Raw genomic sequence first — 12,148 nt, forward strand, 5'->3', positions numbered from 1 at the left:
TCAGCGGCGCCGGAGGCGGTGCAGGCCCACCGCGGCCGCGGCGAGGACCGCGAGGAGGGGGGCCGCCGACCACGCGTAGCCCGTGTGGGACCGCGCGGGGGGCGTGGGGGCGGCGACCGGCGGCCCGGCGGTCCGTACGGGCCGGGCCGGCGGCGGCCGTAGCGATCCGACCGGGTCCACCCGTCCGGCGGCGGCGAAGCCCCAGTCCAGCAGGGCCCGGGCCTCCTCGTACACCGCGAAGGCGCCGCCCCGCTGGGGGTTCATGACGGTGGCCAGGAGGGTGCGGCCGTCGCGCCGTGCCGCCGTGACCAGGGTGTACCCGGCGTCGGAGGTGTAACCGTTCTTGACGCCGATGACGCCCGGGTAGCGGCCGACGCCGTCCTCGCCGGTCAGCAGCCGGTTGGTGTTCTCGATGGGGTACGTCCAGGTCGGCCGGCCCTCGGCGTCCGTGTCCCCGGGGAACGCGGCGTCGGTGAGGGCCGCGTAGCGGGCGAAGTCGGGATCGGTGAGCCCGGCACGGCCGAAGACGGCCAGGTCGTAGGCGGAGGACACCTGGCCTTCCGCGTCGTAGCCGTCCGGGGAGACGACATGGGTGTCGGTGGCCCCCAGGGCGCGGGCCCGGGCCTGCATCTGGACGGCCGTCTGCGCCCAGCCTCCGTTCATGGCCGCGAGGACGTGGACGGCGTCGTTGCCGGAGCTGAGGAAGACGCCCCGCCACAGGTCCCCGATCCGGTACGTGCGGCCGGCGTCGAGGCCGACCAGGCTGCTGCCCTCGCCCACGTCGTCGAGTTCGGCGTCGGTCACGGTGTGGGTGCCGGTCCGCGGCAGCCGGGGCAGGGCCGTGAGGGCGAAGAGCGTCTTCATGGTGCTGGCGGGCGGCAGGCCCAGGTGGGCGTTGTGGGCGGCGAGCACCTCACCGCTGCCGGCATCGGCCACCAGCCAGGACAGGGCGGAGAGGTCGTCGGGCAGGTCGGGGGCGCCCCGGCGGGGCCGCAGGTGGACCCCGGGGCGGTGCAGCAGGGCGGGGTCCGGCGGAGCCTGGGCCCGCGGCGGGGCCGGCTCGGCCCGGGCCGCCGCGCCGGCGGACGGCGGCCCGAGGAGGACGCTCGCACCGGCGGCCAGGACGGCCGCCCCGGACAGGAGCCTGCGCACTGACGGACTGAGGGTCATCCGGTCACGGTAGGGAGGATGGCGCGCGTCGGCAGCCGGACATGGGCCGACCGGCGTAGCGTCCCCCTCCCGCCGGCGCACGGCGACGGACCGTCAGACGGCGCCGGCCCGCCTCAGTCGCAGGACGCCGTCGGGCAGCCGGGCCGTGCCGGTGGCCCGGGTGGGCGGCCGGGCCGTGGGCAGGGGTTCGAGGCGCTCGCAGCGCCAGCCCGCGGGCTCGAAGGCGCCGAGGTCGGGCAGGCCGTGCAGGGTCAGGGCCGTTCCCGCGGCGCGGGCGGCGGCGGTGAGGGTGCGCGCGGAGGCCGGGGAGAGGACGTCGCAGATCCACGCGCTGCCGGCGTCGGCCGTGTCGGCCGCCGCGCCCGCGAGGGCGCGCACCTGGCCCTCGGTGAGGTAGGTGAGCAGCCCCTCGGCCAGGAGGAGGGTCCTGCGGCCGGCCGTGCGGGGCCGCAGGAGCGCGGCCAGAGCGGTGGGGTCGCGGAGGTCGCAGCGCAGTCGTTCCACCGGAACGGGCGCCGTCGCGGCGGGCAGCAGGCGGTCCTTGAGGTCGAGGACGGGGGCGCAGTCGACCTCGACCACCCGGCAGGAGCCGGGCCAGTCCAGGCGGTGGGTGCGGGCGTCGAACCCGGCGCCGAGGTTGACGCAGACGTCCCAGGGCCCCTCCTGGAACAGCTCGGACAGCAGGCGGTCGATCAGGAGGGTGCGGGCGATGACGACGGAGGTCCCCGCGGTGTGCCGGGTGACGCGGGCGACGGAGTCGGGGCAGCGGCGGGCGAAGCGGTCGGCGAAGGGGTCGCGCAGCACGCCGTCCGGCCCGGCCGTCGCGCGGGCGCGGGCCAGCGCGGTGAGGTAGGCGGTGGCGGGCACCTCCCCGGCGGGCGGAGGGTGGGCGGCCGGCACCGCTACTCCCACCGGAACAGGCGTGCGGCGGCCGCCGTGCCCAGGACGACCACGCCGGCGAGGACGCCCAGGTCGAGGGCGACGTCTGCGGCGCCGTCCAGCCAGGCGTGCTGGAGCAGCTCGACCGCGTAGGTCGCGGGCAGTGCGGCGCTGATGTCCTTCATGGCCTGCGGGAAGATCTGCAGGGGGATGGTCGCCCCCGAAAGGAAGATCATCGGGAAGTAGACCAGGTTGGCGATGGCCACCGCCGCCCGCTCGGACCGTGCGACCGCGGCCACCACTCCCCCGAGCGCGTACATGGCGAGGGCGGAGAGGAGCAGGGCTCCGGCCGTCGCGGCGGCCGCGGCCGGGGAGGCCGGCAGGTGGAGGTCGAAGAACAGGTACCCGGCGGCGACCAGGAGCAGGGCGCCGAGCAGGCTCAGCGCGAGGTTGACCAGGCCCTGGGCGACCAGGAAGGCGGACGCGTCGACCGGCGTCGCGCGGAAGCGCTTGAGGACCTTGCGGTCGCGGTACTCGGCGAGGCCGAGCGGGAAGCTCATCAGCCCCGTGACGGCGACCACCAGAACCAGGTAGGCGGGCACCGACATGTCCACCGTTCCACGGCCGTCGAACTGCGCGGACGGCTCGTTGCCGTAGATCCCGCCGAACATGCAGAGCATCAGCACCGGGAAGGCGAGGGCGAAGAAGACCGGGGCGAAGTTCCGTCGCATCCGCCGCCACTCGAATCGTACGATCGGCCACAGCGTCGACATCTCAGGCCCCTTCCTGCGCGGCGGTGTCCCCGACCAGCCGCAGATAGGCGTCCTCGAAGGTGGGGGTGCGACGGCTCACCGCCGACGGCGGGAGTCCGGCGTGCGCCAGCAGGCTCACGATGCGGTCGTAGTCGGCGGGGTGGCTTCCGGCGAACTCCGGCCGGTCGGGTGCGCCGGGCAGCCGGGTCAGTCCGAGGCCGCCGAGCCGCTCCTCGATGCCGGCGGGCCGGCCGGTGCGGGGGGCCCCGAGGTCGACGGCGAAGGTGGACGGGCCCGCGTGCGCCTCGGTCAGCCGCGCCGGCGTGTCGAGCGCGACGAGCCGCCCGGAGCGCAGGACGCCCACCCGGCCGCAGAGCGCCTCGACCTCGTCCATGGCGTGCGAGGTGAGCAGCACCGCGACGCCGCGCGCGGCGAGGCCGAGGACCGAGCGCCAGGTCTCCCGGCGCTGGTGCGGGTCGAGACCGGTGGTGAGTTCGTCGAGGACGACCAGGCGGACGTCGCCGATCTGGGCGAGGGCCAGGGCCAGCCGCTGGCGCATGCCGCCGGAGAGGTCGGAGATCATGCTGCGGCGGCGGTCGGCGAGGCCGAAGGTCTCCAGCAGCGCGGCCGCTGAGCCGGGCGCCCGGTAGACGGCCTCGTAGAGTTCGCACAGCTCGCCGACCCGGGCCCGGCTGGGGAACTGGGACTCCTGGAGCTGCATGCCGAGCAGCCGGGTGACCGCGCCGCGGTCGCGGCGGGGGTCGTGGCCGCACACCGTGACCGTGCCGCCGCGGACGGGCCGCAGGCCGCCGACCGCCTCGACGACCGAGGTCTTGCCCGCCCCGTTCGGCCCGATGAGCCCGAACACCTCCCCGGGAAGGATCCTGAACGATACGTCGCGGACGGCGGTGAAGGCGCCGTAGGCGACGGTCAGCCGGTCGGCGTGCACGACGGCGTCGTCGTCCGGGCCGGGCGGCGGCTGCGGCGCGGCCGTGGCCGGGTCGGCGGACGGCTGGTTGGTGGTCACAGGCTGAGCCTCCCGGGGGCCGTGCGCGCTCCGGGGGTCGCGGAGGCGCTGAGGTTGGTGTAGAAGCCGGCGAACGACATGTGCAGCACCAGGGCGGGCAGCACGCCGCCGGTGGCGGTGGTCAGCAGGCCGCCGAGCGTGCCGAGGACCAGGCTGGAGGTGCCCAGCACGTACGCCTGGGTGCGGGTGGAGACCAGGGCGACCTGCCCGGCCGCGAACAGGCAGGTGCTGAACGCCAGGGCGAAGGCGGGGCCGCCGCCCAGTGCCCTGAGCCCGAGCAGGACCGCCCCGCGGAAGACCACTTCCTCGAACAGCGCCGCGGCCGCCGGGACGATCCACCGGTAGTGCCGGGGCAGGGCGAGGATCGAGGCGATCCACTGGATACGGGCGATCTCGCCGGGTACGTCCGCCCGCGGGTCGGCCCGGTAGAGCAGAGACACGCACAGGACGGTGGCGCTGGAGGTGCCGAGGACCGCCAGCAGCAGGGCGAGCGCCGTCCCGGGCGCGGGGGCGGCGAACAGCCGGTGGAACGCGAGCGGCGTAGACGCCAGCAGCACCGCCAGGGCCACCGCGCCCAGCGTCAGGTACACGACGGTGCCGAACACGGCGAAGGCCGCCTCCGGACGCAGTCCCGTCCGGCCGGCGAGCCACAGGGCCGTCCGCCGCCGGCGTGCCGGATCGTTGAACGGCAGCCGGTACAGGGCCAGCCAGACGGCGACCACGGCGGTGGTGAGCGCGGTGAAGGCGGGCACGCTCATCCGACCGCCTCCCGTCCGCCGGGCCGGCGGGCGCCGCGCTCCTGACGGACGGCCAGGGCGAGGACCACCCCGTTCTGCGCGAGGTGCGCCACCAGCGGCACGGCCAGGCTGCCCGACACCACCATGAGCAGTCCGAAGACCGTCCCGGACAGTGTCTTCTGCGCCACGGCGAGCCCGCCGAAGAACAGGTGCCCCACCGCGTAGGCCACCGCGGCCGCCGCGACCGCCGCCCCGGCCGGCAGGCGCAGGCCCTCGTGGAGGACACCGATCCACAGGCCCCGGTACAGCAGTTCCTCGGCGGCCGCGGTGGCCAGGACGGCCGCCGCGTACCCACCGCCCACCGCGCCGCCGCCGCGGTGGACCGCGAGCCGCGGCAGGCCCGTCCCGTCCAGAAGCCGGGGCACCGCGCCGAGCGCGAACTCCGCACCGACCAGGGCCGCGCCGGCCGCCGCCGCGGCCGGCAGCCAGAGCGCGCCGGGCAGCCTGCCGGTCAGGGTGTCCGGGACGAACCCGCCGTCGGCGGCGACGGCGAGGGCGGCCGCGGTCACCACCAGGTAGGCGGCGGGGGCGCCCAGCAGCCCGCGGCGGGCGGCCCGTTCCCGGTCCGCGCCCGCCTTCGCCGCGGGGCCGAACGCCGTGGCGACGCGGATGAGTTCGGCGGGCGCGACGGTGGCCGCCAGGACCAGCAGCTCAAGGGAGCGGGTGTGGGACCACATGGGTCACGCCCCCGTGCGCTCGCATCCGGGGATGGCCCTTCGGCGGGAACCCGGGCAGGCACATGCTCAGCAGCTCGGGGACGACCGCCCGGACCACCCGCCACGGGGTGTCGGCCAGCTCCGGCGGGGTGAAGTCCAGGTAGCCCGCGTATTCGCTGACCCCGGCGAGGTCCGCCAGCAGCCGGCGGATCGCCGTCGTGTCGTCGTCGGCGTAGCCCGGCAGTCCGGCGAAGCCGATCCGCCCGTCGACGCGGCTCTCCACCGCGGTGAGCTTGCGCTCCGCGTCCCCGGGGGCGGCGAACCACAGCACGTTCGTGTCCAGGTCCGTGTAGGCCGAACCCGTCTGTGCGAAGTGCACGTTGGGCAGGTCGAAGACGGTGCTGAACATGCCGATCCCGAGGATCGCGGTCGCCTCCGCCGCCCCGCGCAGCAGCGCCCGCCGCGGGTCCGGGTCGGCCTGGAGCCCGAAGGCGACGTGGGGCAGCCTGCCGTCCCGGCGCACCAGGGTCACCCCGATGTTCGGCAGCGGCAGCTCCGGCCGGGTCAGCAGGCTCGTCCGCACCTCGTACGGCCCGTCCGGGGCGAGCCCGGCCGCCGCGAGCAGCTCGCGGCCGTCCTCGTCCAGGTCGATCCGCGGCGCCTTGGCCCCGGTGTACCAGTTGAGGACGAAGGCGTCGATCTGCACGGCCTCGACGAGTGCGCCGAGCAGCGCCTTGTCGAGCGACACGTGGGCCGCGGTCCCGGTCGAGAAGGACGGGGTGAACAGCTTGTCGGCCGCGCCCGGATCGCTGCGGAAGCCGAGGAAGACCAGCTGCGCCGGAAGGTACACCTCCGCCCCGGGCCGGGTGAGCGACGGGCAGGCGATCCATGCGATCACGTCGTCGTCGGTCGGCAGCTCCGGCGCGTACCGGTGCATCATCCGCGCGAGCTGCCGCTGCTGTTCGGCGTCGAAGATGCCCAGCAGTTCCGGCGGCAGACAGCGGTGCCGGGAGGACAGCGAACGGTAGGAGGCGTACTCGATCCGGTCCGCGAACAGCGGCATCGCCATGATCGCCGCGTAGCGCTCCACCGCCTCGCCGGTGAGCCGGGTCACCGCCTCCTCGTGGGTCGAGCCGTAGCCGGCCAGGTGGTACTGCATCTGCATGTGCGGGTCGTCCAGCGCCAGCCGGTGGTACTGCGGCATCGCCGCCGTGGCCGAGCGCAGGTACGGCTCACCCTCCACCGCGGCGACCGAGACCAGCATGCCGGGGAGGATCCCGCCCTGGTTGCCGCCGATCCGCCCGTACCGGGCGAGTGCCGCGCCCATACCGGGGTGGGCCAGGACGGGGATGCCGCTCATCGGCCCCCTCCGAGCGCCTCGCGCACGTGCCGGTCGACGATCACCCGGCTGCTGAAGTTGATCTCCCGGACGACGTCCCGGGCGACGTGTCCGCACGCCGGACAGGTCCCGATGCGCAGCACGTCCTGCGCCTGGATCTCGTACGTCGGCAGGTAGATGCTCAGTGCCCGGCCCAGGAAGCGCGAGGTGCCGAGCGAGCGCAGCAGCACCGCCTCGTTCACCAGATGGGCGCAGATCAGCGACTCCACGCCGTTCGCCCGCCCGGTGCCGCCGGGCGCCGTGGCCGCCACCATGGTGTGGTAGCCGATGTGGTCCTCCAGCCGGGCCAGCGAGCGCTGTTCGAAACACTCCAGGCAGCCGGTGCGCGGACTGTCCGCGCCCACGACGGTCGCGAACGGGCCGTCGACCAGACCGACCACCACCGGCTTCTCCAGGTGGCAGGCGAGGCGGTTGAGACCGCGCAGGGCCAGGATCGAGGCCTGCCCGAGGTGGACCACCAGCGCGTCGCAGTGCTCCACGGTGGCGCTCAGCCGCTTCAGCGCGTCCGCCGCGGCCAGGCCCCCGGTTCCGGAGGTCAGGTCGGCGGCGTGCAGCCCGTCCAGGAAGTCCGCCGGCAGCAGCTCCAGCGGCAGGCCCAGCGCCTCGGCCTGGCCGGCCACGTAGGCGGCGGCGCTGGGCGAGTCCGCCGCGAACGCGACCGTCGCCCCGGCCGACTCGCCGGCGCCGTACAGGTCCAGGTTGCCGAGGAGCGCCCGGGCCATGTCCCCGCCGCGCTCGGAGGCCCGGTCGTACGCGAGGAACCCGGCCTGCCGCAGCTCGTTGACCGCCAGCTGCAGGTTGGCCCGCTCGACCGGCGTCAGTCCGGCGGCGTCCGCGAACGTCCCGTCGGCGGCCTTGCCCGCCGCCAGCGTCTCGAACAGCCCGGTCATCGCGGCCCGGACCGCGGGCGACTCGGCCCGCAGGTCGACGGTGACCTCGGAGAAGTTCCAGATGCCCCAGCGCAGCCGGATGACCCCCGGCTCCACGGCGAGCAGCCGGACCGAGGTCGCCAGGAGGACTCTCGCATCGGAGGGCGCAAGGGTCATGGCTCAGGCCTCTCCGTGTCCGAGGAGCGTCAGGTGGACCACGTGGCGCGACGTACCGTCGCAGCCGAGGGTCCGTTCCAGCGTCTGCTTGTCGTACCCGCCCTGGTCGCAGCCGATCAGGCCCAGCGAGGTCCGGGCCAGGTGTACGTTCTGCGAGATCCCGCCCACCTCGATCAGCGCGAAGACCAGGCCGCTGTCCCCGTACTTCTGCGAGTTGGCGTACAGGTCGTAGACGTACACCAGGGCCAGGGCGACCTTGTCGGCGTCGACGTCGGTTGTCTGCAGCTGCCGGCGCAGGTCAACGGGCTGCGGCCCCGTCCCGTGGGGGACGAGGGTGTGGCTGTGCGGCTGGTAGGCGTACGCCCCCGGGGCGAGGCCCTTCACGTGCTGGGCGAGCACCGCCAGCCGGACCGGGTACAGCCCGCCTCCCGAGGGCGCGTTGCGCAACGCCACCGCGGCGTCGCCGTCCTGGGCCGTCGGCACCGGCAGACTGCCCGACACCCCTTGCGCGTGCCACAGCACGGTGGCGAGCTCCTCCAGCGACAGCGGCTTCCCGGAGAATCCGCGGCCGCTGCGCCGGCTGCCGACCGTGTCCGTCAGGCCGCTGCGCAGCCGCCGGTGCGCGGGCAGGGCGACCGCCCCTTCCAGCCGCTCCTGGAGGTCGTTGTGCGCGGTGGAGAGGACGGCGTCGTGGCCGTAGAACCTCGACACCCCCAGCTGCATCCCGAGGTCGCGCCCGCCGCGACGGTGGTTGAGCAGTAACTCCTCCCCCACGAACCCGTGCACGGCCGGACTCCATCGGCCCCGTACCACCGACTCCGGCGCCCGCACCACCGTCGTCGCGCTGTACATCGACACGGAGGTGTGCTGCTGGCCGAAGGCCGCCACCGTCGCCATGTGGGCGTTGCGTTCCAGGTGGTCGGAGACGGCTTCCTGCGAGTCCTTCAGTGACATCTCGGCCTTTCGTTCGACGGGGGCGTACGACGGGGCCTTGCGGGACGACGGCCCCGCGGGCGCGGCCGTGCGCCGAGGACGTGCCGGCGGACGGCCCGCGCGCGGGGAGGCGCGGACGTCGAGCGGGGCCGGTGACCCCGCTCGACTGGGACGGCTACCAGCTGCAGCACGAGCTGCAGCAGCAGTTCCCGCCACCACAGGTGGTGCTGGCTCCCGGTGCCACCTGGACGAACGCACCGCCGGTGGCGGTGCTGCCGACCTGGCCGGAGAAGCTCAACATTGTTTCCCTCACCTCCAATCGAGGACGCGAAGAACAGGGCCCTGAGCGCTGGCCGCCTGGAGCGTAGCAGCGTCCGGGGATGGCGAGAAGAAGCCGGACGACGTAGCAACTCTCTTTGTGCACGACCGAATTGACTGTCCATCAGTCGACTGTGTCAGGGGCGCAGCCAGATCGGATTGGTGAGGGCGGCCGGCGGGCCGGGGAGGGGCGGCGCCTGGGCCGGGTGGCGGACCTCCGCGCGGACGTAGGCGGTGCGGGCGGGCATCGTGCGCCATTCCAGGGACGTGGCCGCGGGCACGGTGTGCACCAGGCCCTGGTCCGTGACCAGGCGCAGTTCGCAGCCCTCCGCGCCGGTCGCCGACAGTCGTACGCGTACCTCCGCGTCCGGGGCGGCGGCCTCCAGCGTCTCCCCGATGCCCGCAGGGGCTCCCCGCCCGGTGACGGCGGTGAAGTCCAGGGAGACGGCGCAGGATTCGGCGGCGTAGGCGCGTCCGGCGCGCAGCCCCGCCAGGATCGCCTCGCGGGACAGGTCGTCGGCGAGGACGACGGTCTGGGGGCCGCCGATCCGGTCGGGGTCGCGGTGGTAGTCGCTGTGCGCCAGGGCGGGCAGCCAGTGGTCACCGCTCGCGCCGGACAGCGTGGCGTCAACCGCCCGCTCCACCTACTACGCGTGGGTGGCCGGAACGGAGGCCCGCGAGGCGAGGCGGCAGGCCGATGAGGCCCTGGCGCACGAGATCACCGTGATCCACTTCGCGTCCCGGCGGAACTACGGCGTCCCGCGCGTCACCGCCGAACTGCGCCGGCAGGGGCGGCCGGTCAACCACAAGCGGGTGGCCCGGGTCATGCGAGAGCACGGCATCGCCGGGAACAGCCGGCGCACCGGCCGCCGCAGCCTGACCAAGGCCGACACCAGGGCCGCCCCCTCACCCGACCTGATCGGCCGGGACTTCACCGCCGCCCGCCCAGGCATGAAGATCGTCGGGGATATCACCTACATCCCCACCGCCGAGGGCTGGCTCTACCTCGCCTCGTGGTTGGACCTGGCCACCCGCGAGGTCATCGGCTACTCGATGGCCGATCACCATCGCGCCGAGCTGGTCGTCGACGCCTTGGACATGGCCGACGCACTGGGCCGCCTGGAACCCGGCTGCGTGATCCACAGTGATCGCGGATCGGAATACACCTCCGGTCAACTCCGCGACAGGATCCGTGAGTTGGGCTACCAGCAGAGCATGGGCCGGACCGGAAGCTGCTTCGACAACGCCGCCGCGGAAAGTTTCTGGGCCGTCCTCAAAGAGGAGATCGGCACCCGCTTCTGGCTCAGTCGGACCGCCGCCCGCGCCGCCATCTTCGACTTCATCGAGACTTTCTACAACAGACGCCGCCTGCGCAAGCACATCCACTGAGGCTACCTCACGCCCCACGAAACCCGCCTGCGCTACCGGCAAGACCAGGCCCTCGCGGCATAACGACACCGTGTCCAAGATCACGGGGAAACTTCAGGCACCGCCTACACCCTGCGGGCGTGCGTCTTCAGTCCCGACGGGGGCATGGTGATCGACGCTCGCGCTTCTGGGGGCGACGCGACCGTAGTCGCCTTGCAGGTTTGCCGCAGGCTCAAGCACCACGGCGGCCTGGAGCTCGGCAAGGCCGCGTAGGGAGCAATGGTGCCACGCCCAAGCAGGTACAACAACGATCGCCTGCGTCCCATCGAGAGCAGCGTGCCGACGGCGCGGGGTGCATCCGCAGAGGAGCGTGACCGAGCGGCGATTCCGAGTCGCGAGCCGCGCTCGATCCTGGCCCGGCTGCCTGGAGCTCCTTAACGCTCTGGGCCTCGATCCCGACCGGCTGCTTCGCCTCGCCCGGGACCGGCGCAATCAGGGCTGAGCCTGCTCCGGCCCGCCCCTCTTCGGCGAGGCGAGAGCGGCGGGCCTCCGCCCCTTCGTCACCCTCAGTGGCGAAATCCGCTGCCTCAAGTCAGCACCAGGTCAGCACGGGAGAGGTGATACCAGGTGATCAGAGGTGCCTCCAGGTCAGCACGAAGTCAGCACGGGTTCTCCAGAAGACGCCCCCGCGCTGCGCGGGCGGGCCACTCGCAGATCAGCCAGCGGCAACCGATGGTGAGTCAAGCCACGTCCACCGCTTCCAGTGTGTGGTTCGCCAACATGGGCCGCTGGCCTGCGAGTTCCTAATCTGCGGTCACCCCGCCCCCCTCCGGAAGTGGTGACCATGAGCGCCTCCGACACCCAGAAGAGCGCAAGAGGCTCGCTGTCACGAGTCGTGGCCGCGAGCCTCATAGGAACGACCATAGAGTGGTGCGACAACTCATCCGGTCAGGCCTATGACCTGCCGGTTCTCACATCTGGCGCCTACCGAACCAGCACGGAACCAGCACGGGGTCTCGCCGGAATCGCCTGGTGGTCTGCGGGTGGGGCGAACCGGTGACCGAGGGAGCACATCCCGACCTCGCACTTCCTCACTCAGCGTAGTGATGCGGCGGGCATGCTGACGTCAGGCCCACTCAGTCAGGTCGTAGACGGCTTCGCAGAGGGGGTCGTGGGTGTCGTGGGACTGGTGAGCGGCCAGGGTCGTGGGTTCCTCCGGACGCAAGAGGGCGATGAGCTTGGTCGAGGCCCACCACTGGACCGGTCGCAGAGTTCCGTCATCGGACAGGGGAAAATCGACGCCGATGGTGCGGCCCTCGTGGTCGAGGTAGACCCGGACGACGCCGGGGGCGTGGTGGTCGAACCCCGTCAGGACGTAGAGCCCGGGGGCAACGGATGGAGTCGCGTCGTGCCAGAGGGGGTCGCCGGCGAGGTCGGCGATGAGGTAGTCAATGCCGTCGTCCAGGGTGACCTCGGCTGCTTCGGGAACGACCGAGCCGACCAGCTCGGCCACGTCGACGTAGGGAATCCCCTGCCGCTCGGCGGCCACGGAAACCGTTCCCGCGGCCAGTCCGCCGGCCGTATGGCGCAGAGCGCCGACGTACCACCAGCTGCCGCGCTCCCGGCCGAAGCTGGTCGGCAGGTCCACGAGGACGTTCTGTCCGGCGGTGTCGGCGAGACGGACGCGGATGCGCTCACCGTCCGGCTGGACCAACGCGCGGATGCGCCAGTCGGTGGCCGGGAGGGGGACGCCGATGAACCGGCGCAGAACCAGAAGGGCCTCGGTGAAGTGGTCGTCCATGG

At 73.6% G+C, this 12,148-nt stretch carries 13 protein-coding genes; 2 read left to right on the forward strand and 11 right to left on the reverse strand.

Annotation, left to right across the window (positions count from 1 at the left end; all coding sequences use genetic code 11):
- From ACFY15_RS29965 to ACFY15_RS30005, 9 genes are all read right to left on the reverse strand, one after another.
- A complete protein-coding gene (locus tag ACFY15_RS29965; protein WP_390690321.1) occupies nt 1-1,170 on the reverse strand; it encodes a D-alanyl-D-alanine carboxypeptidase family protein in 1,170 nt (389 codons plus the stop codon).
- Between the two features lie 93 nt (nt 1,171-1,263).
- Entirely contained in the window at nt 1,264-2,070 is an 807-nt protein-coding gene (locus ACFY15_RS29970; RefSeq protein WP_390690322.1) for a class I SAM-dependent methyltransferase, read from the reverse strand.
- A 2-nt stretch (nt 2,071-2,072) separates the two neighbouring features.
- Entirely contained in the window at nt 2,073-2,822 is a 750-nt protein-coding gene (locus tag ACFY15_RS29975) for an ABC transporter permease (protein WP_390690323.1), read from the reverse strand.
- Between the two features lies 1 nt (nt 2,823).
- Nucleotides 2,824-3,828 (reverse strand): ABC transporter ATP-binding protein, encoded by a 1,005-nt coding sequence (locus tag ACFY15_RS29980; RefSeq protein ID WP_390690324.1) that lies wholly within the window; start codon nt 3,826-3,828, stop codon nt 2,824-2,826.
- Nucleotides 3,825-4,586 carry a type II CAAX prenyl endopeptidase Rce1 family protein gene (locus ACFY15_RS29985; RefSeq protein ID WP_390690325.1) on the reverse strand — a complete coding sequence of 254 codons (762 nt, stop codon included), beginning with the start codon at nt 4,584-4,586 and terminating at the stop codon, nt 3,825-3,827. The genes ACFY15_RS29980 and ACFY15_RS29985 overlap by 4 nt, the downstream gene beginning before the upstream one ends.
- The gene (locus ACFY15_RS29990; protein WP_390826396.1) at nt 4,583-5,302 is read right to left on the reverse strand and encodes a type II CAAX prenyl endopeptidase Rce1 family protein; all 720 of its coding nucleotides are present in this window, start codon (nt 5,300-5,302) and stop codon (nt 4,583-4,585) included. The genes ACFY15_RS29985 and ACFY15_RS29990 overlap by 4 nt, the downstream gene beginning before the upstream one ends.
- Nucleotides 5,277-6,641, reverse strand: coding sequence for a YcaO-like family protein (locus ACFY15_RS29995; protein ID WP_390826397.1), 1,365 nt, complete (start codon nt 6,639-6,641; stop codon nt 5,277-5,279). Before ACFY15_RS29995 ends, ACFY15_RS29990 begins: the two co-directional genes overlap by 26 nt.
- Nucleotides 6,638-7,726, reverse strand: coding sequence for a hypothetical protein (locus ACFY15_RS30000; protein ID WP_390826398.1), 1,089 nt, complete (start codon nt 7,724-7,726; stop codon nt 6,638-6,640). The genes ACFY15_RS29995 and ACFY15_RS30000 overlap by 4 nt, the downstream gene beginning before the upstream one ends.
- Nucleotides 7,727-7,729: 3 nt before the next feature.
- Nucleotides 7,730-8,680: a SagB family peptide dehydrogenase gene (locus tag ACFY15_RS30005; RefSeq protein WP_390826399.1), complete on the reverse strand. Its 951-nt coding sequence runs from the start codon at nt 8,678-8,680 to the stop codon at nt 7,730-7,732.
- A gap of 131 nt (nt 8,681-8,811) precedes the next feature.
- Here ACFY15_RS30005 and ACFY15_RS30010 point away from each other — a divergent pair, with 131 nt between their 5' ends.
- On the forward strand, nt 8,812-9,027 hold the full coding sequence (locus ACFY15_RS30010; RefSeq protein WP_366450698.1) for a hypothetical protein: 216 nt from the start codon (nt 8,812-8,814) through the stop codon (nt 9,025-9,027).
- 87 nt (nt 9,028-9,114) lie between these two features.
- On the opposite strand, the gene ACFY15_RS30015 is transcribed toward ACFY15_RS30010, so the two are convergent.
- Complete coding sequence (locus tag ACFY15_RS30015; RefSeq protein ID WP_390826400.1) at nt 9,115-9,621, reverse strand: hypothetical protein; 507 nt, start codon at nt 9,619-9,621, stop codon at nt 9,115-9,117.
- A gap of 13 nt (nt 9,622-9,634) precedes the next feature.
- Between ACFY15_RS30015 and ACFY15_RS30020 the strand changes: the two genes are divergently transcribed.
- Complete coding sequence (locus ACFY15_RS30020; protein WP_390826401.1) at nt 9,635-10,366, forward strand: IS3 family transposase; 732 nt, start codon at nt 9,635-9,637, stop codon at nt 10,364-10,366.
- A 1,105-nt stretch (nt 10,367-11,471) separates the two neighbouring features.
- On the opposite strand, the gene ACFY15_RS30025 is transcribed toward ACFY15_RS30020, so the two are convergent.
- On the reverse strand, nt 11,472-12,146 hold the full coding sequence (locus ACFY15_RS30025) for a hypothetical protein (RefSeq protein WP_390826402.1): 675 nt from the start codon (nt 12,144-12,146) through the stop codon (nt 11,472-11,474).
- Between the last annotated feature and the right edge of the window lie 2 nt (nt 12,147-12,148).

Origin of the sequence: Streptomyces sp. NPDC001373 (assembly GCF_042895815.1) — a bacterium.
Taxonomy (GTDB): domain Bacteria; phylum Actinomycetota; class Actinomycetes; order Streptomycetales; family Streptomycetaceae; genus Streptomyces.